22 protein-coding genes are annotated in these 19791 nt (G+C 64.7%); 16 read left to right on the top strand and 6 right to left on the bottom strand.

All coding sequences use genetic code 11. From position 1 onward, the window contains the following. Positions 1 to 41 precede the first annotated feature (41 nt). Positions 42 to 245, top strand: coding sequence for a cold-shock protein (locus tag ACNA0R_RS07895; protein WP_415825393.1), 204 nt, complete (start codon positions 42 to 44; stop codon positions 243 to 245). 25 nt (positions 246 to 270) lie between these two features. Here the strand turns inward: ACNA0R_RS07895 and ACNA0R_RS07890 are convergent, their stop codons facing one another. Beyond that, positions 271 to 1170: a LysR family transcriptional regulator gene (locus ACNA0R_RS07890; protein ID WP_415825563.1), complete on the bottom strand. Its 900-nt coding sequence runs from the start codon at positions 1168 to 1170 to the stop codon at positions 271 to 273. A gap of 128 nt (positions 1171 to 1298) precedes the next feature. On the opposite strand from ACNA0R_RS07890, the gene ACNA0R_RS07885 reads away from it, so the two are divergent. Then, positions 1299 to 2084 (top strand): class I SAM-dependent methyltransferase, encoded by a 786-nt coding sequence (locus ACNA0R_RS07885; protein WP_415825392.1) that lies wholly within the window; start codon positions 1299 to 1301, stop codon positions 2082 to 2084. Positions 2085 to 2113: 29 nt separating this feature from the next. Here ACNA0R_RS07885 and ACNA0R_RS07880 read toward each other — a convergent pair whose 3' ends face one another. Together ACNA0R_RS07880 and ACNA0R_RS07875 are read right to left on the bottom strand one after the other, a co-directional pair. Then, positions 2114 to 2614 carry a GNAT family N-acetyltransferase gene (locus tag ACNA0R_RS07880; protein WP_415825391.1) on the bottom strand — a complete coding sequence of 167 codons (501 nt, stop codon included), beginning with the start codon at positions 2612 to 2614 and terminating at the stop codon, positions 2114 to 2116. A 191-nt stretch (positions 2615 to 2805) separates the two neighbouring features. Continuing rightward, positions 2806 to 3513 carry a GntR family transcriptional regulator gene (locus tag ACNA0R_RS07875; RefSeq protein ID WP_415825390.1) on the bottom strand — a complete coding sequence of 236 codons (708 nt, stop codon included), beginning with the start codon at positions 3511 to 3513 and terminating at the stop codon, positions 2806 to 2808. 304 nt (positions 3514 to 3817) lie between these two features. On the opposite strand from ACNA0R_RS07875, the gene ACNA0R_RS07870 reads away from it, so the two are divergent. The 9 genes from ACNA0R_RS07870 (at position 3818) to ACNA0R_RS07830 (ending at position 11841) form a co-directional block, all read left to right on the top strand. Further along, entirely contained in the window at positions 3818 to 5167 is a 1350-nt protein-coding gene (locus ACNA0R_RS07870; protein ID WP_415825389.1) for an MFS transporter, read from the top strand. Continuing rightward, the gene (locus tag ACNA0R_RS07865) at positions 5160 to 5927 is read left to right on the top strand and encodes an SDR family NAD(P)-dependent oxidoreductase (protein WP_415825388.1); all 768 of its coding nucleotides are present in this window, start codon (positions 5160 to 5162) and stop codon (positions 5925 to 5927) included. Before ACNA0R_RS07870 ends, ACNA0R_RS07865 begins: the two co-directional genes overlap by 8 nt. 93 nt (positions 5928 to 6020) lie before the next feature. Continuing rightward, on the top strand, positions 6021 to 7025 hold the full coding sequence (locus ACNA0R_RS07860; RefSeq protein ID WP_415825387.1) for a Bug family tripartite tricarboxylate transporter substrate binding protein: 1005 nt from the start codon (positions 6021 to 6023) through the stop codon (positions 7023 to 7025). Positions 7026 to 7038: 13 nt separating this feature from the next. Further along, positions 7039 to 8424 carry an MmgE/PrpD family protein gene (locus ACNA0R_RS07855; RefSeq protein ID WP_415825386.1) on the top strand — a complete coding sequence of 462 codons (1386 nt, stop codon included), beginning with the start codon at positions 7039 to 7041 and terminating at the stop codon, positions 8422 to 8424. Between the two features lie 167 nt (positions 8425 to 8591). After that, positions 8592 to 9812: a helix-turn-helix domain-containing protein gene (locus tag ACNA0R_RS07850; RefSeq protein WP_415825385.1), complete on the top strand. Its 1221-nt coding sequence runs from the start codon at positions 8592 to 8594 to the stop codon at positions 9810 to 9812. A 46-nt stretch (positions 9813 to 9858) separates the two neighbouring features. Further along, entirely contained in the window at positions 9859 to 10491 is a 633-nt protein-coding gene (locus tag ACNA0R_RS07845) for a Vgb family protein (RefSeq protein WP_415825384.1), read from the top strand. 84 nt (positions 10492 to 10575) lie between these two features. After that, the gene (locus ACNA0R_RS07840; RefSeq protein ID WP_415825383.1) at positions 10576 to 10779 is read left to right on the top strand and encodes a type II toxin-antitoxin system VapB family antitoxin; all 204 of its coding nucleotides are present in this window, start codon (positions 10576 to 10578) and stop codon (positions 10777 to 10779) included. Then, positions 10776 to 11159 (top strand): type II toxin-antitoxin system VapC family toxin, encoded by a 384-nt coding sequence (locus ACNA0R_RS07835; RefSeq protein WP_415825382.1) that lies wholly within the window; start codon positions 10776 to 10778, stop codon positions 11157 to 11159. The genes ACNA0R_RS07840 and ACNA0R_RS07835 overlap by 4 nt, the downstream gene beginning before the upstream one ends. Before the next feature lie 229 nt (positions 11160 to 11388). Continuing rightward, the gene (locus tag ACNA0R_RS07830; protein ID WP_415825381.1) at positions 11389 to 11841 is read left to right on the top strand and encodes a GNAT family acetyltransferase; all 453 of its coding nucleotides are present in this window, start codon (positions 11389 to 11391) and stop codon (positions 11839 to 11841) included. Here the strand turns inward: ACNA0R_RS07830 and ptrR are convergent. Further along, positions 11820 to 12695 (bottom strand): putrescine utilization regulator PtrR, encoded by an 876-nt coding sequence (gene ptrR, locus ACNA0R_RS07825; RefSeq protein WP_415825380.1) that lies wholly within the window; start codon positions 12693 to 12695, stop codon positions 11820 to 11822. The genes ACNA0R_RS07830 and ptrR overlap by 22 nt on opposite strands. 156 nt (positions 12696 to 12851) lie before the next feature. Here ptrR and ACNA0R_RS07820 point away from each other — a divergent pair, with 156 nt between their 5' ends. From ACNA0R_RS07820 to ACNA0R_RS07810, 3 genes are all read left to right on the top strand, one after another. After that, on the top strand, positions 12852 to 14234 hold the full coding sequence (locus tag ACNA0R_RS07820; protein ID WP_415825379.1) for an aldehyde dehydrogenase family protein: 1383 nt from the start codon (positions 12852 to 12854) through the stop codon (positions 14232 to 14234). Between the two features lie 110 nt (positions 14235 to 14344). Then, on the top strand, positions 14345 to 15034 hold the full coding sequence (locus ACNA0R_RS07815; RefSeq protein WP_415825378.1) for a helix-turn-helix transcriptional regulator: 690 nt from the start codon (positions 14345 to 14347) through the stop codon (positions 15032 to 15034). A 141-nt stretch (positions 15035 to 15175) separates the two neighbouring features. Next, the gene (locus tag ACNA0R_RS07810; protein ID WP_415825377.1) at positions 15176 to 15583 is read left to right on the top strand and encodes a VOC family protein; all 408 of its coding nucleotides are present in this window, start codon (positions 15176 to 15178) and stop codon (positions 15581 to 15583) included. A gap of 14 nt (positions 15584 to 15597) precedes the next feature. Here ACNA0R_RS07810 and ACNA0R_RS07805 read toward each other — a convergent pair whose 3' ends face one another. Both ACNA0R_RS07805 and ACNA0R_RS07800 read right to left on the bottom strand, forming a co-directional pair. Beyond that, positions 15598 to 16215 (bottom strand): class I SAM-dependent methyltransferase, encoded by a 618-nt coding sequence (locus ACNA0R_RS07805; RefSeq protein ID WP_415825376.1) that lies wholly within the window; start codon positions 16213 to 16215, stop codon positions 15598 to 15600. Positions 16216 to 16280: 65 nt separating this feature from the next. After that, a complete protein-coding gene (locus ACNA0R_RS07800; protein WP_415825375.1) occupies positions 16281 to 17810 on the bottom strand; it encodes a methyl-accepting chemotaxis protein in 1530 nt (509 codons plus the stop codon). Between the two features lie 195 nt (positions 17811 to 18005). Between ACNA0R_RS07800 and ACNA0R_RS07795 the strand changes: the two genes are divergently transcribed. Continuing rightward, positions 18006 to 18704 carry a GntR family transcriptional regulator gene (locus ACNA0R_RS07795; RefSeq protein WP_415825374.1) on the top strand — a complete coding sequence of 233 codons (699 nt, stop codon included), beginning with the start codon at positions 18006 to 18008 and terminating at the stop codon, positions 18702 to 18704. Positions 18705 to 18816: 112 nt separating this feature from the next. Beyond that, positions 18817 to 19791, top strand: coding sequence for a Bug family tripartite tricarboxylate transporter substrate binding protein (locus ACNA0R_RS07790; RefSeq protein ID WP_415825373.1), 975 nt, complete (start codon positions 18817 to 18819; stop codon positions 19789 to 19791).

Here is a 19791-nt window from a genome sequence, read left to right as displayed (position 1 = left end):
TCGCTCGAAGGGGGCACTCCCTTCCGTTTCAAGGAAAGAGCATGCAAACAGGCAATGTTGAAAGGTTTGACGCGAGCAGGGGTTTCCCATTCTTCATGATGGACGTCGCGGACGACGATCGTCATCCCAGCATCGATGCGATGGAAGACACTGATGCCGCTACGTGCATGGACGCGCGGCGCGTGAGCTTCTCCATAGGGCAAGGCCCGAAAGGATCGCAGACCGCGAATATTCGCATGCTGTGAAGCATCGCGGTCCGATCTAGCCGTGCTATTTCAGGGTTCTGGCGCCGGCCAGCGCCATGTCGACCAGGTGTTGCACCGACATCGATGTGGTCCGGCGAAACACCAGGGTCAATGGAATGGTGAAGGCCGAGGCCGCATCAAGCGGCCGATATGCCACGCTGTCCTGATGCACGGCGCCGATGGCTTGCGGCACGATAGTAATGCCGCGGCCGGCGGAGACCAGCGTAACGGCGGATAGCAGGCGCGGCACGTCCGCCACGATCTTCGGCGTGAAGCCGGCCTTGCGACAGGCCGGCATGAGCTCGTCCTGGATACCCGGACCGTCCGCGCGGCGGTAGAAGATCCAGGGCTCATCCGCCAACTCGACCAGTGGAATCGCTTTGCGCCGCTTTGCCAGCCTGTGGGCGGCGGGAAGGGCGACGACCATGGGTTCGTTGTCCAAAACTACCGAGCGCAGCGTGGGGTAGCGGTCCGTTGTCGAGCGCACGAAGGCGGCGTCTATGGATTCGTTGGCGACGGCTTCCAGGAGGTCACGGGTGGCGTTCTCCTGGAATTCCAAATCGACCTGAGGATGCTTTTCGTTGAACGCGCGGAGTAGGCGTGGAACGAGGGGGTGCAGCGATGCCGAGCTTGTATAGCCGACGGCGATGCGGCCGGACTCTCCGCGGGATGCCTGGCGGACTCGTGTGACGGCGGCCTCGGCTTCAGCCAATAAGCGGCATGCGTCTTTCAGGAAGACCTGGCCGCTGGCGTTCAACTTGATACTGCGGGGCGTACGGTCGAATAGCTGCACGCCTAGCTCACGTTCCAGATCGCGGATCTGTTGGCTCAGGGGCGGCTGCTGTATGCCCAGGCGCTGCGCGGCCCGGGTCATGTGCTGCTCTTCCGCGACTGCTACGAAATACCGGAGGTGGCGTAGTTCCATCGCATGCTTTGCAGATGTGGAAGATATGCATATGGGACGAACTATATATTTTACATATTGCGCTTCGACGTTCAGAATCCTCTCCCGCCGATATGAGCTATGACGCAAGGCGTCAGTTGGAGAGACCAATGAGCATCGATTTCCACTCCGAAGCAGTCAAGGACACGTATGCGAACCGTGATGCGCATGCGGATTGGGCGCGGGCGATCAAGGGGCTGATCCAGCCGGCGGGCAAGCGTGTGGTCGACGTGGGCTGCGGGGGAGGGATCTATACGCTGGCTTGGGCGAATTTGGGCGCCGCTCATGTGACGGGTGTGGATTTCTCAGAGGTGATGGTCAATACGGCGTCGAAGCAGGCGCAGGGCCGCACCGACCTCGCGTTCAAAGTCGGCGCTTCAGACGCTACGGGTTTGCCGAGTGGCAGTGCGGATGTCGTTTTCCAGCGAGCGCTGATCCATCATCTGACTGAGTATGCGGATACCTTTCGCGAAGCGGCACGGCTGTTGACCTCGGGCGGGATGCTGTTGGTCCAGGACCGCACGGTGGACGACGTACGGCTGCCCGGTTCGCCGCGGCATATACGGGGCTATTTCTTTGAATGCTTCCCGCGCCTGGCTGAGTTCGAGTCTGGCCGGCGGCCTACCGATGCTCGCGTTCGCGCTGCGTTGGACGAAGCGGGCTTCGTGAGCACGGAGTCGCGCACGCTTTGGGAGACGCGCAAGACCTACAAGGACTTCGGGTCGTTGGCGAGTGATCTACGTGCCCGGACCGGGCGGTCCATTTTGCATGAATTGAGCGATGCCGAGCTCGATCAACTGGTGGACTTTATCGGCGACCGGCTGCCAGGTGGGGAGACGATCGTCGAGCAGGACAGGTGGACGCTTTGGTCGGCGAGCCGGCCTCGCTACGACTAGGTGTCTGACCCGCCCCGGGGCCGCCTACCTTACGCAAACCAGGCCATCGTGATATCCGCAATCAAAGTGCCGTCCGGCAGTCGAATGCGCTTTTGCAGGCGCCCCTCTTCGACGAAGCCAAAGCGTTCATATAGGCGCCGGGCACGGTGATTGGTCTCTCGCACCCGTAGTTCGATCTTCACCAGTCCCGATCGCATGCGCGCCCAATCCAGGAGCCGGGTCATCAGGGCGCTACCGATACCCTGTCCCAGATGGCCCGGATGCACGACGATGGTTAGCGTCAGGACGTGCGCCAGGGCCTCAAGGCCCAAGGGGTCCAGCAGCGCGTGGCCGGCGACTTGACCGTTGCGCTCCGCCACAAGGTAAAGACCGTCACGACTAAGCGCGGTGATCTTCCGTTCAAAAGCTTCCGGGTGGAGTTCGGCCGGACGGGAAACGAGCAGTCCTGGTGTCCGCGCGGTTTCGCGCTCCGCTTCGCACAGTCTCGTCGCGTCGGCTGGGGAGGCTTCGCGTATGACAAGAGTGTCCAAGATGCGGCTCCAGCATGGCGGGCGGGTTGCGTGGGCTTCTTCGATTTCTGTGGGCCCATCAGGTCGTTCGATGCGACTCTTGCAAATCGATGCCTATTTTATCTTCGATAGTCCGTTGCTACGAGATGAGGTCTTCGATGTGCTCGGGCGGTGTGCGAGCGAGCGGCCTAGGGAACCGGCGACCACGGTCTTCAAGCCGGCATCTGAGTTGGCGCGGGGCTGTCCTCAAGATGATGCGCGGCTACCGCGCGTTGGAAGCCGCTTTCCACGTGCTGCCGCATGGCCTTCGCGGCGATGTCGGGATCGCGCGTGGCGAGCGCGTCCAGGATCGTGCGGTGTTCGGCGTGGGATGCCGACGAGCTGCCGGCCAATGAGAACCCGCGCCGGCGCAGCAGGTGTATGCGGTTCACTACCTGCCGGTAGAGACCGAGCAGCGTGGCGTTGCCGGTCATCTCGACCAGCCTGTCGTGGAACGCCAGGTTCAGCTCGAAGTACCGGTTGACGCCGTCACGTGACGATGTGCTTTCGAGTTCGGTGAGCATCGCGCCCAGCTCCGCCAACTGCTCGTCGGTGATGCGTGGCGCCAGGCGGCGACCGACCATTTCGTCCATGCCGGCTCTCACGTCGTAGAGCTCGGCTGCTTCTTCGTCGGACAGGTCGCGGATGAAGACGCCGCGGTTTTTCTCCAGGCGGACCAGGCCGGCTTCTTCCAGCGCCCGGAAGGCTTCTCGCAATGGGCTGCGGCTGACGCCCAGCCGTTGCGACAGTTCGCTTTCGTTCAGCCGCGACCCGACCGTCAGCTCGCCAGACTTGATGCCGCGCAGGATTTCTTCCTGCACCAGGCCGGAGAGGGTCATGGAGCGCAACAGGTCGAAGGGCGATGCGGCGTTGGAGGACATGGGGTGCGACCTTGAGATAACGACAGACCGCGCGGCGCAACGCATTAAAAACCCGCGCCAACTTCAGCGGCCGGTAAGCATAACAAAAGTACTGTATCTCGCAGATTGTCGAATCGTCGACAATCCGTAGAATGCAATTCCCTTGAGGCGTTTGGCAAGTACCAAATCGCCCGACGTCGGCCCGCGGGGGCATGAACAAGCAGGACAAGGGCGCGGAACAGCGCTCCGAAATAGAGAAAGCGCCAGGCGGCACGCCCAAAGAACCGCCATGAAGCTTCCTTGGATACCCGTGGAGTCGAGACAAATGGCCGCAATCAAGGCGAAGGTGTTCAGTGGTACGCCCGGCAAGGTGTTCATCCTGCTGTGCGCGATGTATTTCATCGAATACGTGGACCGGGTGAACCTGTCGGTCGCGGCGCCGCTGATCAAGCAGGAATTCGGGCTGAGCAACACCAAGCTGGGCGTCGCGCTGGCGGCGTTCGGATATTGCTATGCCATCTTCCAGATCATCTGCGGCTATCTAGGCGACCGCCTGGGGCCGCGCCGCATGTTGGCAGTTTCAGGATTGGTGTGGGCGTTGGGGACGCTGGCGACCGGTTTCGCGACGGGCCTGGGCGGGCTGATCATCGCGCGCTTGCTCGTCGGAACCGGGGAGGGCGGCACGATTCCGGTTGCTACTCGCGCCATGAGCAATTGGGTGCCGACCAGCCGGCGCGGCTTCGCGCAGGGGTTCACGCATTCCGCGTCGCGTGCAGCCGCGGCGCTGACGCCGCCGCTGGTGGTGTTCATGATTCCCTTCGTAGGCTGGCGCGGCTCGTTCATGGTGATGGGCGTGATCAGCCTGATCTGGGTGGCGCTGTGGTACGGCTACTTTCGCGATGACCCGCGCGACCATCGCGCGATCAGGCAGGAAGAACTGGCGGCGCTGCCGGCGTATGCCGATGCCGCGCGGGGACACGATGGGACGCGTCAGCCGGTGCCGTGGATGGCGCTGCTGCGCCGCATCCTGCCGGTGACGATCGTGTTCTTCGCCCATGCCTGGGCGCTGTGGATGTACCTGAGCTGGCTGCCCAGCTTTTTCGTGTCCCACTTCCACATCAACCTGAAGCACTCGGCCTTCTATACCGGCGCGGTATTCCTGGCGGCGGTGATCGGAAATACCGCCGGTGGAATGCTGACGGACTGGCTCTACACGCGGACGGGCAAGGTGAATGCCGCGCGGCGCAATGTTGTGATTCTCGGCTTTGGCGGTTCCATCTTGTTCATGTCCGGCGTGCTGTTCGTGCATGACGAGACCGTGGTGGCGCTGTGCCTGGCGGCGGCGCTGTTCTTCCTGGAATTGAGCGCCGGGCCGGTGTTCGCGACGCCGATGGATGTGGCGCCGGCCTACGCGGGCGTCGCGACTGGCTTCGTCAGCACGGCCGCGGGGCTGGCGGCCGTGATTTCCCCTATCACCTTTGGCTACATCGTCGACGCGACGGGTAGCTATACCTCGCCTTTCGTGGTGTCGATCGCCATTCTGGTCGTCGGCATCGTGATGTCGTTCTGGATGCGGCCGGACAAGGTGCTACAGGTGCCGACACCCAAGTCGAACGGCGCGCGACCCGGAGCGGCGGCGCCGGTCATGGAATTCAGGAGTACAGCGCATGAATGAAGCAACGGATCGCCCCTTGTCCGGACTGGTGGCGATCGTGACGGGCGCGGCCCGCAATATCGGCCGCGCGATCGCGGTGGAGCTGGGCAGGCAGGGCGCGGATGTGGTGGTGAACGCGCAGCGGTCCGCCGCGGAAGCCGAAGAGACCGCATCGTTGATACGGGAGACGGGCGCGCATGCGCTGGCGCATCTGGCGGACATCTCGCATCCGGATGGCGCACAAGGTTTGATCGACGCGGCGGTCGAGCGATTCGGCCGCATCGATATCCTGATCAACAATGCGGCGATCCGCCGCGAGTCGCCGTTCGATGAGCTGGACTGGCAGCAATGGCGCGAGGTGACGGGCGTGATCCTGGACGGCGCCTATCTGTGCGCGCACGCCGCCGCGCCCTATCTGCGGCGGTCGCCCGCGGGCGCCATCATCAATATCGGCGGCATGTCCGCGCACGGCGGATCGAGCGGGCGCGCCCATGTGATCGCCGCGAAGATGGGCCTGGTCGGGCTGACGCGCGCGCTGGCGCATGACATGAGCGGTGATGGCGTGACGGTGAATTGCGTCGTGCCCGGGTTGATCGACACCGCGCGTGGGCATTCCGCGCAGGGCACGCCGGCGCATCATGCCAGGCATACCACCCTGCTGGGCCGTCGCGGCACGTCGCAGGAGGTAGCCGATCTGGTGGTGTTCCTGTGCGGACCGAAGGCGCGGTACCTGACGGGACAGACGATGCACGCGAATGGCGGCGCGTATCTGGGCGGATAGACGCGCCGCAGCCGGTGGCGCTCTATGCCCCATGGGCGACGGCACGCTCAGCCCGGACGACCACGCAACAACAAGAATTCTCCTGGAGATCGAATGACATCGACAAGCACAATATCGCGCATCGCGGCGCGCGTGGCCGGCATGGGCGCGGGCATCGCCGTGGCGCTGACCCTGGGCATGCAAGGCGCCCATGCCCAAACCGACTATCCCAACCACAAGGTGCGCGTCATTGCGCCGCAAGGCGCGGGCGGCGGCGTGGACGTGGTAGGGCGCCTGCTGATGGAGCAGCTTTCGCAGCGCCTGGGCCAATCCTTCTATATCGAAAACCAGGGCGGTGCCGGCGGCATCATCGGCGCATCGGATACGGCGCGCGCCGCGCCCGACGGCTATACGCTGATGATCGCCTACGTCGCCACGCACGGCACCAACCCCGCGGTGCGCAAGACCCCGTACGACGCGGTAAAAAGCTTCACGCCGATTGCGATGATAGGCGGCACGGCCAACATGCTGCTGGTCGGGCAGCATCTGGACGTCAAGACGCTCAAGGACTTCGTCGCCTACGCCAAGCAGAACCCGGACAAGCTCAGCTACGGCACGTCGGGCAACGGCACGCTGAACCATTTGGCCATGGAGCAGTTCAAGCATGTTGCCGGCTTCAGTGACCTGTCGGTGCCGTACAAGAGCATGAGCGAGGCGCTGACCGATGTGATCGGCGGCCGCGTGCAGACGGTGTTCCCCGGTGTTGCCGCGGGATTGCCGGCGGTGAAGTCGGGCCGCGTCACGCCGCTGGCCGTTACGGGCGACAAGCGCCAGGCGGTGCTGCCCGATGTGCCGACCTTCAAGGAGCTGGGCTATCCGTCCATGCAGGCCTTGACCTGGTACGGCGTGGTCGGCCCCGCCAAGATGCCGCAGGCCGTGACCGACAAGCTGAACGCCACCATCAACGACATCCTGAAATCCCCCGACTTCCAGCAGAAGCTGGAACAGATCGGCATCGAACCGATGCCCATGACGCCGCCCCAGTTCGGCGACTACATCGCCAAGGAAGTGCGTACCTGGACGCAGGTTGCGCACGACAGCAACATCAGCATCGACTGACCCGGAAAACACCATGTCCAAGGAAAGCATCAACCCCGAAGTTTCCATCTCGCAGCGCCTGGCGCGCGGCATCCTGTCTGCGGAGCCGCAGAAAACGGCCGGCGCGCGCGAGGTCGGCCGCCGCATGTTGCTCGACATCGTCGGCATTTGCATCGCGGCCCGCGACCAGGCCTACGTCGGCGCGGCGATGGCTGCTATCGACGGCGACGGCGCGTGCACCGTGCTGGGCCACGACCGCCGGCTGGGCGCGGAAGGCGCGGCCTTCGTCAACGGCATCGCCGCGCATGGCGAGGATTTCGACGATACCTTCGAAGGCGGACCCGTGCATGCGGGGGTCGTGATCGTGCCGGCCTTGCTGGCGGCGGCGGAGCGCCACGGCCTCTCTGGGCAGGACTTCCTGCGCGGGCTGGCGATAGGCTCGGAACTGATGTGCCGCCTGTGCGCGGTGGCGCCGACCAAAGTGCATAAGGCCGGCTTCCATCCCACGGCGGTGTTCGGCGTGATGGGCGCGGTGGCCGGTATCGGGGCGGCGTTGAGGCTGACCGAACAGCAGTTGGTCGATGCCTTCGGTATCGCCGGCAGCATGGCGTCGGGCATCATCGAATACCTGGCCGATGGCTCCTGGACCAAGCGCATGCATCCCGGCTGGGCGGCGCAATCGGGCTATCGGGCCGTGCGCCTGGCGCTGGAAGGCTTCAAGGGGCCGCGTACGGTGTTCGAAGGCACGCACGGCCTGTTCCACGGCTTTGCCAACACGCTGGACGGCGATTTCGGCGCGATGATGGCGGGCTTCGGCCAGAAGTGGATCTGGGAAACCATCGCGTTCAAGCCCTATGCCTGCGGCACGATGTGCCATCCCTATATCGATTGCGCGCGGGAATTCGGCAAGCTGGGGATCGATCCTTCGACCATTGCGAGCATCGAGTGCGAGGCCGCGGAAGGCGTGCTGCATCGCCTGTGGGAGCCGCTGGACCAGAAGCGGTCGCCGCCGAACGGCTACGCCGCCAAGTTCAGCGTGCCGTATGCGATCGCGGTAGCAATTGTGCGGGGCGACGCGGGCCTGCGCGAGTATGACGATGTGATCGTCAAGGACGCGGCCATTCTGGCGGTGGCGTCCAAGGTTTCATACGTCGTGGATCCCAATAACCCCTATCCCAAACAGTTCACCGGACACGTGCGCGTGACGCTGAAGGACGGCAAGGTGCATGAGTTCCGCCAGGGATACTTCAAGGGCGGCGCGGAGCACCCGCTCAGCGATGATGACCTGACGCGCAAGTTCCAGGCGAATTGCGCGTATGGCGGGTTGAGCGAGGCCGAGGCACGCGCGTTGCTGGCGCACGTCGACGCCGCCTTTGAGCGGCCTGTGGTGGATTTCTCGCGAGGTTTCCGCCCTCGGTGACGCCCTGATGGGGCATTTGCCATTCCTATATCTTCAGTTCGAGCCGATCCCGCGTTAGATTAGCGGGATTCCAGCCTGAGGCGCGGGTTCCGGAATCACGAGGTCCGCGTTAGCGGGCTACATGGTTCGGACAAGGGAATGGCAACCATACGTCGGCGTGAAACGCGATGGACGACCTGATCGCCACGGCCGCCCGCGCGCTGGCGGCAGGCGATGCGCTGGCCGCGCTGAACTGCGTGGCCCTGCGCGACGACGCGCAGGCGCTGGCGCTGCGCGGGATCGCCATGGCGCAACTGACGGATTTCGCGCGCGCCCGGGCTTTGCTGCGCAGGGCGGCACGGGCTTTCGGTGCCCGCAATGCCTTGGCGCGCGCCCGCTGCATCGTGGCGGAAGCGGAAATCGCCTTGGTGTCGCGCGACCTGGCGTGGCCGGAGCAAGCCCTGGATGCCGCGCGGGCGGTCCTTGACGCCCACGGCGACCGCATCAACGCCGCGCATGCCCGACATCTGCACGTTCGCCGCCTATTGCTGCTAGGCCGGCTGGGTGACGCTGAGCAAGCCGTCGAAGCGGTGGACACGACGGTCTTGACGCCCGCGTCACGCGCCGCGCACGAGCTTGCCGTCGCGGGCATTGCGATGCGCCGGATACGTGCCAGGCCGGCCCGGGACGCGTTGGCGCGGGCCGGGCGTGCCGCGCGCAACGCCGGGATTCCGGCGCTCGCGGCGGAGGTGGAATCCGTCGCAAGCATGCTGGAAACACCGGCCGCGCGCCTGATCTCGCGCGATGGCGAACGCCTGCTGCGGCTGGACGAAGTCGAAGCGCTGCTGCATTCGAGCAGCTTGGTCGTCGACGCGTGCCGCCAGGCCGTGATCGAAGACAACGTAACGGTGCCTTTGGCCACGCGGCCGATGTTGTTCGCGCTGGTGCGCCTGCTGGCGCAGGCCTGGCCGGGCGATGTGTCCCGCGACGCGTTGATTGAGAAAGCCTTCCGCACACGGCATGGCGACGATACGCATCGCGTACGCTTGCGCGTGGAAATCGGCAGGCTGCGCCGGGCGCTGCAGGGACTGGCCGACATCACCGCCACCGCGCGTGGCTTCTTGCTTGCGCCGCGCAATGGGCGCCCGCTCGCCGTGCTGGCGCATCCGGTCGAAGAGGCCCATGCGGCTCTGCTTGCCTTGCTGTCGGATGGCGAATCGTGGTCCAGTTCGGCCTTGGCGATGGCGCTGGGTACGAGCCAGCGCACGGTACAGCGCGCGCTGGAGGACCTGGCGGCGCGCGGCCAGATCGAGTGCACGGGCCAGGGCCGCGGGCGCCGCTGGATGGCGCCGCCGCCGCCCGGTTGCACGACAACCTTGTTACTCCCGTATCCCTTGCTGCCTGATTAGGATGAAGGCTCGCAAACACGGAAGTACTTCGACAAGGACGGAACCCATGAACAAGCCAGCTGAAATCATTCGCGAACTTGGACCCTTTCCCGGCGTATCCGCCGTGCATGGCTTGACCTACGATGGCCAGCACGTGTGGTTCGCGTCGGGCGACAGATTGAATTGCATAGACCCCGGCAACGGCGCCACGCTGCGCACGATAGAGGTCGAGGCCAGTGCGGGCACGGCGTACGACGGCAAGCACATCTACCAGATCGCCGGGGAGCGCATCCAGAAAGTCGATCCCAAGACCGGCGCGGTCGCCGGCTCCATTCCGACCCCGGCGGCCGGTTGCTCCGGCATGGCCTGGGCCGAAGGTTTCCTGTGGGTGGCGCACTATCGCGAACGCAAGATCCACCAGGTCGACCCGGCCACGGGCAAGGTGCTGCGCAGTATCGAATCCAATCGCTTCGTCACGGGCATCACCTGGGTGGATGACCAACTGTGGCACGGCACCTGGGAAGAAGACGCCAGCGAGCTTCGCCAGATCTGCCCGGAAACGGGTGAGGTTATCCAGCAACTGGACATGCCGGCTGGCATACACATCTCCGGCATCGAATCCGATGGTCGCGACCTGATCTTCTGCGGCGGCGGCCCCAGCGGCAAAATCCGCGTCGTGCGCCGGCCGAGCATTCGCTGAGCTCTTCACGTCAGGGAATGCGGCTGCCTTGATGCGAAATTTGATGAATAATTGCATCAATACTGATGAAGCGAGGGCGGCCCTGTGCGAACCACTGTAACTATCGACGATGAGCTGTACGAAAAGGCGTTGGAGATGGCAGGACCTTCCTTCGACAAGGCCGACCTTTTCCGTGTCGCGATCCAGACCTTCGTGCGGCTGCAGGCTGCCAGGCGCTTGGCAGCTCTGGGCGGGAAGGCGCCTGCTATGCAAGATATCCCCAGACACACGACGGAACCCGGCAAGTGAAGGGCGTATTAGTCGATACGTCCGTATGGGTTGCCCATTTTCGTGTATCAAACAACGCCCTGTATCGCTTGCTTGGCTTAGATCTTGTGATGACGCATCCCATGGTGCTGGCCGAACTTGCGTGCGGCACGCCTCCAGCGCCGCGTACCGAGACCCTAAGCAGCCTGGGACTTCTGCGACAAACGCAGCAGGCCAGTCTTCCTGAAGTCATAGATTTCATCGAGCGCGAACAGTTGTATGGTTTGGAATGCGGCGTGGTAGATTTGATGCTGCTGGCATCTGCTCTGATTACTTCCGACGTCGAGCTGTGGACTTATGACAAGCGGCTATCGACGCTGTGCGAGCGATTTGACATACTGCATCGCCCTGTTGAACTGTGAGATGGATATACTCATTCCCGGCCATACCGCCGGCTCCGCTTTCCGACGAATCACTCGACGCCGACGTTGAGTGGTTTCTCTTGTCCGGTCGCTGAGTACTGAATTTCCAGCGATCAACCTTGAAGGCCACGACATTTCTCGTGGCCTTTTTGTTTTCGATGCGCTCTATGCGGCGCGGCCAGGGGTGATGTTTTCGGGCCTTCGCTTCCCACTCTGAAGGAGCGCAAGCATGCATTACCCCGACTTTCACATCCGGCCTTACCAGGATTCCGACGAAGCCGCCGTTATCCGGCTTTGGCACGCGTGCGGCTTGACGCGGCCGTGGAATGACCCGCGCAAGGACATCGAGCGCAAGCTGACGGTGCAGGCCGAGTGGTTCCTGGTCGGTGTGGAGGAGGGCCGCGTCGTGGCGTCGATGATGGCCGGCTACGACGGCCATCGTGGCTGGATCAATTACCTGTCCGTCGATCCGGCCTGCCGCAAACGCGGCTACGGCAAGGCGCTGGTCGAGGCGGCGGAACAGCGGTTCATCGCCGCCGGCTGCCCGAAGATCAATCTATTGATACGCGGCGACAACATCCAGGTGCAGGACTTCTATCGCGGCTTGGGATTCACGCGGGACGACGTTGTCAGCTACGGCAAGCGTTTGATCCCCGATACTCAGGAACGGGCGGCAGGTTGAATTTCGCGCAGCAGCGAGACGAACGCATCCAGCGCGCGCGATGTGGTGTCTCGCCGCCAGATCAGCCACGTCTGCAGTACCGCGAATTTGCCGTGCATGGGCCAGGCCGTCACCGAGGTATAGCCAGGCATGCTTTCCAGCATGGCCCTGGGTATGACGGCCAGGCCGCCGCCGGCGCTGACGCAGGCCAGCATGGTGTGATACGACTCGATCTCCCGCACTTTGCCGGGGATGGCCTTGTCCTGGGCGAACCATTTCTCGAAATGGTGCCGGTAGGAACAGTTGTCGCGGAAGACGTAGATGACTTCCCCGGCGGCATCGCGCCCGCGCCGCACCGGCGCGTGCTGCGTCGGGGCGATGATCACCATCTCTTCGTCGAAGACCGGAATGCCGTCGATGGCCGGGTGCTTGATCGGCCCGTCGACGAAGGCCGCGACCAGGCGGCCTTCCAGCACCCCGTCGATCATCGAGCCGGACGGTCCCGTGGAAAGGTCCAGCTCGACCTCGGGATAGCGGCCGTTGAAGCTGGCCAACACGCCAGGGATGCGTACCGCGGCGGCGCTTTCCAAGGCGCCCAGGGGAAAGCTGCCCGCGGGTTCTTCGCCGGACACCGCGGCCCGCGCCTGGTCCACCAGGTTCAGGATGTTCTGCGCGTAGCCCAGGAAGTTGCGCCCCGTCGCCGACAGGCGCAGGCGGTTGTTCTCGCGGATGAACAGGTCCACGCCCAGGTCGGCTTCCAGCTGCTTGAGCCGGGTGGTCAGGTTGGACGGAACGCGGTGTATCCGCTCGGCCGCGGCGGCGATGCTTTGGTGCTGCGCGACGGCGCAGAAGATTTCGAGTTGCACGAGGTCCATGGCGCTTCCGGTGGGCGAGGTCCGGGTATGGTACTCCAGCGCTCTCGAAACGAGAGTATTTCATTCATGAATATTCAGTTTTTGAGAGCGCGGCGTCATCGTATCCTGGCGGGTCATGCCAGCGACCACAGCCGGCAACTACCCAGGATGCCCAGAATGCCGAACCCCACCCACGCCATATCGATAAACCCCGCCACCGGGGAGCAGATCGGGTCATACCCCTATGACTCGGAGGCCGATTTGCACGCGGTACTCGACCGCGCGACCGCGGCCTATGCCCGGTGGCGCGGGACAACGGTTGCCGACCGCTGCGCAATGCTGAAGCGCCTGGGCGATGCGCTGCGGGCGGACATCGATCGCCTGGCGGGGATGATCACCGCTGAAATGGGCAAGCCGATAACGCAGGCCCGCGGCGAGATCGAAAAGTGCGCCGGCACCTGCGCCTGGTATGCCGAGAACGGTGGCCGCATGATGGCCCCCGAGCCCACCAGCGTGGAGAAGGACGCCGCCTGGATCGAGTTCCGGCCGCTGGGCACCATCCTGGCCGTGATGCCCTGGAACTTCCCCATCTGGCAGGTCATACGCAGCGTGGTGCCGGCCCTGGTCGCCGGCAATACCTATATCCTGAAGCACGCGCCCAACGTGATGGGCAGCGCCTATCTGCTGCGCGAAGTGTTCGCGCGCGCGGGATTCCCGGATGACGTTTTCCAGGTCGCCAACCTGACGAACGACCTGGTATCGCAGGCCATCGCCGACGACCGCGTCGCCGCCATCACGCTGACCGGCAGCGTCAGGGCTGGGGCCGCGATCGGCTCGCAGTCCGGGCTGGCGCTGAAGAAATGCGTGCTCGAACTGGGCGGCTCGGATCCCTTCATCGTGCTGCCCGATGCCGACCTGGACGACGCCGTGCGGGCGGCCATTCTGGGGCGCTTCCAGAATACCGGGCAGGTTTGCGCCGCGGCCAAGCGCTTCATCGTCCACCGCGACGTGGCCGATGCCTTCACCGAACGCTTCGTGGCGGGGACCAAGGCGCTGGTTGTCGGGACGCCCACCGACGCCGCCACCTACATCGGCCCGATGGCCCGCTTCGATCTGCGGGACGAGCTCCATAACCAGGTCCAACGCTCGATACAGGAAGGCGCCGAGCTGCTCCTGGGCGGCAGGAAGCAGGACGGACCGGGCAACTTCTACGAGCCCACCGTGCTGGCCAACGTGACGTCCGCCATGACCTCGTTCCGCGAGGAGATGTTCGGCCCGGTGGCCTCCATCATCCGGGCCGACGACGCCGACCACGCGCTGGCCTTGGCGAACGAAAGCCAGTTCGGCCTGACGGCGACCGTTTATTCCGGCGACGTGCAGGCCGCTCGCGACATGGCCGCGAAGCTGGAAGTCGGCGGCGTCTTCATCAACGGCTACAGCGCCAGCGATCCGCGCGTCGCCTTCGGCGGCGTCAAGAAGAGCGGCTTCGGCCGCGAACTCTCGCATTTCGGCGTCAGGGAGTTCTGCAACGTCCAGACGGTCTGGCTGGGCCGTAGATAGCCACGCTTCGGACTTTTGGGCAGGAATTGCGTGGAAATTGACAGTCCGGATGGCCGGCTGGACGGCATAATTCCGTCCAATGATCAACGTCACCGGAACCGATCCGCGCAATGTCCCGCGCCCAAAGGCTGCTCGACCTGTTGCAGATCCTGCGCAGCCACCGTTACCCGGTGAGCGGCGCGCTGCTGGCCGGGCAGTTGGGCATCAGCCTGCGTACCTTGTATCGCGACATCGCGGTGCTGCAGCAGCAGGGGGCGCATATCGAGGGCGAGGCCGGCGTGGGCTATGTGCTGCGCCCCGGCTTCCTGCTGCCGCCACTGATGTTTTCCGAAGAAGAGATCCAGGCGCTGGCGCTGGGCTCGCGCTGGGTGGCGGAGAATGCGGACAATCAATTGCGACTGGCGGCGCGCAACGCGCTGGCGAAGATCGCCGCCGTGCTCCCCGCCGACCTGCGGCACGATTTCGACGACGGCACGCTATTCGTGGTGCCGGGCGAGCAGGTGGCCGATACGACGGACGTCGCGCTGATCCGCGAGTCCATACGGCGCGAGCGCAAGCTGCGCATCGAATACCGGGACGAGCACGCGGCCGAAACGGCCCGCGTGATATGGCCCTTCGCACTGGGATTCTTCGACCGCGTGCGCATCGTGGCGGCATGGTGCGAGCTGCGCCAGGGCTTCCGGCACTTTCGCACCGACCGCATCGTGGCCCTGACGGCCCCGGGCGACCGCTACCCGGAACGGCGGCAGTCGCTCCTGAAAACCTGGCGGCAGCTGATGTCGGCCGCCAGTCCGGAATGACGTCCTGTTAGACCAGGACGTCACCGCAGCCAACGCTGCTGACAAATTCTGACAGTAGGCCTGGATAGGCTATCGCATCGCGCCGGCAAGCGAAGGCGCGGCGTGCGGTCGCCGTTCGGCCGATGAAACGAGGAAAGCGCCATGCCACACCCCAACTACGTTCTGCTTTTCGTCGAAAACCCCATCATCAGCGCGGCGTTTTATTCGTCGCTGCTGGATTGCAAGCCGATGGAAGCGTCGCCTTCCTTCGCGCTGTTCGAGCTGTCGTCCGGCGTCCGCCTGGGCCTGTGGTCGCGGCGCGATGCCGAGCCCATGGTCATTTCACGCGGCGGCGGTTGCGAACTGGGCATCCCGGTGGACGACGACAAGATGCTGGACGCCATGTACGCCAACTGGAAGGACCGCGGCCTGGCCATCGTGCAGCCGCCCACCGACATGGATTTCGGGCGCACCTTCGTGGCCCTGGATCCGGACGGCCATCGGCTGCGGGTATTCCGCCTGGGCGCGACCAGCGTCAGGCGCATCGAGGACGAAGCCATCGCGGCCTGAGCCGCCCGGTATGCTCAGTGGGGCTTGATGCAGTGACAATAGACGAAGTGCTGCACGCGGCCGCCGGGCGTGACATGCGCTTCGTTCCGATGTTCGATCAGCTGGAAGGCGGCGCCGAACTCGCCGTGCAGCGCGTCCGCGTCGTACCTGACAACCGGCAGGCCGCTGCATTCCGCCGGCCCGTCCGGCGAAAACGTCGCCACGATAACGTGGCCGCCAGGTTTTACCGCCCGCATGACCTGCCGGACATAGGCGCGCCGGTCGGCGTCTTTGGTCAGGAAGTGGAACACGGCGCGATCGTGCCACAGGTCGTAGCCTTGGGCCGGCAGCGCCGCCGTGGTGATGTCGGCTTCGATCCAGCGTACGCGCGCCGCGCGCGGCCCCATCCGGTCCCGCGCCAAGGCCAGCGCCTCTCCTGAAAGATCCAGGACCGTGAGATCCCGGTATCCGCGCTGGTCCAGGTCCTCGACCAGCGTCGAAGCGCCGCCGCCCACATCGATGATCGCGGTGTCGCGTCCGCCACCGACGTGCTCGATAAGGTCCAGCGACATGGCCGCGTGCGGCTGGTACCAGCTGACGGCCATGGGCGATTTGCTGGCGTAGACGTGTTCCCAGTGGTGTTTGGATTGCATCGGCGATCCCATCGGCGGCCGCGGACCGGCCGCAATCCACCGATATATAACACCCGCCGATGACATCAAGCGGTCAATAGGGGAGCATTCGCGGCCGGCAGGCCATACGAGTCGCGGTACGATGATTCATCGTCCTGGTCGTCGGCCATCGCGTCGTGCATGCGCGTCGCCTCCGCCCCGTCATACAGGCGGAAAGCGCCGATGGCGTCCAGCAACTGCGCGGCCTGGCCCTGCATCGCGGCGGACGCCGTGGCGGCGGTGCCGACCAGGGCGGCGTTCTGGCGGGTCAGTTCGTCGATTTCCGCGACCGCCGCGTTTACCTCGTCGATGCCGGTGCGCTGCGTCTGGCTGGCATTGCCGATCTCGGCCACGATGGTGGCCACGCGTTCGACGCTTGCCACGATCTCGCCCATGACGGCCGCGGCATCGTCGGCCTTGCGGGCGCCGTTGTCGGTCTTGTCCAGCGAGGCGGTGATCAGGCCGCGGATATCCTTGGCGGCGGTGGCGCTGCGCTGCGCCAGCGCGCGCACTTCGGACGCCACGACGGCGAAGCCGCGGCCGCTCTCGCCGGCGCGGGCCGCTTCCACCGCGGCGTTCAGGGCCAGGATATTGGTCTGGAAGGCGATGCTGTCGATCAGGCCGGTGATCTCTGAAATCTTCTGCGCTTCCTGGCGGATTTCGCCCATGACGCCGGCTACTTCGGTCACTGCCTGGCTGCCGGTGCCGGCCACCTGGCGGGCGGCCACCGCCAGCTGGGCGGCGGTATTCGCATTGGCGGCGTTGTTGTGGACGTTATCGGCCAGCATCTGCATCGACGCCACCGTGCGCTGCAGGGAATCCGCCTGCGTGCGGGTGCGTTCTTCCAGCTGCGTATTGCCCTGCGTCAGTTCGCGCGTGGCGCCGGACATGGCCAGCGCGTTCGTGCGCACATGGTTCAAGGTGCGATGGACCGCATCCATCGTGGTCTTGAAGGCTCCCGCCAGCTCGCTGTTCAGGTCCAGGCGGCCGAAGCGCAGATCGAACACGCCGGCTTCGCGGCCCAGGTGCGCGCTCAGCCGGGCCAGTTCTTCCGCCGCGACGGCGTCCTTCTCCATGCGCCAGGCCAGCCAGCCCAGCGCGCCGGCCTGCACCACGACATAGCTCGCGTGCAGCGCAACCATGCCCAGGCCCGGCTGGGTAAAGCAGGAAACGCTGTAGCCCCATTGCTGCAGGAAATTGAACGACACATGGTGTATCGCGATGACGATCGCGGCACAGGCGATAGGGCGCCAGTCCCGGTAGGCCAGCAGCAGCGAGAGCAGGACGAATATGCCGAAGTGCATTTCCATCATGCCGGAGGTCAGATGGATCTGCAGGGCCGCGAACACCATCAGCGCCGTCGCGACGGCCAGGCGGGTCAGCAGCCGCGAGGGCCACCAGACGATAAGCAAGGTGGGCAGGATCACCGCCGGCAGCCCGACCGCAAGGGCCGAGGTCCAGCGGCCGTATTGCGGGGCCAGGCAAAGGGCGATGGCGAACAGCGCCCAGAGCAGGGGCAGCATGGCCCGGTCAACCCGGCGGTAGGAGGCTTCGAGTAACAGAGCGGTGTCTCGCATGGGCGTGTCCTGGAAACGGCAAAACTCACAAACCCCGCAATTTAAATCAGTTTGTGAATGCTTGTCGCAAAAAATTTCCCAGGGATGAGCATCTTTCTGCCGGGGACTGCCATTTTCGCTATGGAGCGCCACGGGAGCCTGCCGTCGCTCGTATAATCGTATACGATTAGACAAACGGCAATATCGGACCAATTCATGGACTGGCTTTCCCCTTCGGTCGGGCAGGAAACCTTCGCGGAGATCAAGAACACCTCGCTGGGCAAGCTGGTGCGCGATCGCCTGCTCAATCAGATCCTGTCGGGCGAGTTCGAGCCCGGCCAGCCCCTGCGCGAATCCGAGCTGGTCGAGCGTTTGAACGTGTCGCGCGTCCCCGTGCGTGAAGCGCTGCGGGAGCTGGAAAGCTCCGGCCTGGTGGTGTCCCGCAAGCACTCCGGCGTTTACGTGCGCGAGCTGACCGACGAAGAAGTCCGCGATCTCTATCAATTCCGCTCGCTGCTGGACAGCCATGCCGGGCGGATGGCGTCGCAACTGCCGGCCGGGCGGCGCCAGGAACTGGTCCAGGCGCTGGAGCCTTGTACCGAAGCTATGGACGCGGCTATACGCGACGCGAACCCCCAGGCCTATTACCGGGAAAACCTGCGCTTCCATTGGCTGTTCATCGAGTACGCCGGGAACCGCGAAATCGCCAAGACCTATCGCGAGGTCATTCAGAAACTGCATCTGGCCCGGCTGAAGAACCTGTCATCCGAACCGCATCGCGAGCAGTCAAACGCGGAGCACAAACAAATCGTCAAGGCGTTGCGCGACTCCACCACGATCGCGCATGCCGACTACTGCGCGGAGCTGCTCGCCCATCACGTCATCAACGCCCACGACCGCCTGTCGGCGATGTGACGGCGCGGCCGAGCGCACCGGCGGCAATCGCCGCTACCGCAAAAAAGCGGCGCAATAAAGGAATTCCCTCTTCACCCGTGTGGAAGTTCTACCCAGAAAAAGGAGACATACCGTGAATCGTCGTTCATTCCTGCTTGGCGCGGGCGCCACCGCCCTGAGCCTGCCTTACGCGTCCTTTGCGGCGTCGAAGTATCCCGACCACCCCATCACCTACATCGTGCCGGTCGCGCCGGGCGGCGGCAGCGACTACGTAGGCCGGGCGACGACCGCCGCCTGGGGCAAGGACCTGGACGCGAACTTCGTGGTGGAAAACCAGAGCGGCGGCGGCGGCGTGATCGCCTGCCAGAAGACCATGCGCTCCAAGCCCGACGGCTATACGCTGATGCAGGGCTACGTCGCCACCCTGGGCACCAGCCCGGCGACGCGTAAAGTCCCCTATGACCCGATCAAGGATTTCACGGCGGTGGGCATGATAGGCGGCACGCCCAATGTGCTGGTGGTCAATGCGAAGCTGCCTATCAACAACCTGAAGGAATTCATCGCCTACGCCAAGGCGCACAGCAATATGAACTATGGGTCGGCCGGCGCCGGTTCGCTGACCCACCTGTTGATGGAGCTGCTGCAGCAGCAGGCCGGGACGAAGATGGTGCACATCGCCTACAAGGGCATCGCGCCGGCCTTCACCGACTTGCTGGGCCAGCAGACCCAGGCCATGTTCCCGGGCCTGGCGGCCGCGGTGCCGCATCTGCGTTCCGGCGCGGTGCGCGCCATTGCCCTGACCGGCGATCAGCGCAATCCCGGCTTCCCCGATGTTCCGACTTTCAAGGAGCTGGGCATGGCGGGCTTCGACGACGTGCTGCAGTGGTACGGCGTGTCGGGGCCGGCCGGCATGGATGCTGGTATCGTCCAGACCTTGAATACGTCGCTGAACAAGGTCCTGAAGGACCCGGCGCTGGCCAAGCAGCTGGACACCGAGGCCATCATTCCCATGCCGATGTCGCCCGCGCAGTTCGCGGATTATGTCAGCAAGGACTTCGAACGCTGGTCCAAGCTGGCCAAGGCGCAGCACATCAGTCTGGATGCATGA

Origin of the sequence: Bordetella sputigena, from assembly GCF_965137885.1 — a bacterium.
Lineage (GTDB): Bacteria > Pseudomonadota > Gammaproteobacteria > Burkholderiales > Burkholderiaceae_B > Bordetella_C > Bordetella_C sputigena.
This window is presented reverse-complemented; position numbering and strand designations above follow the sequence as displayed.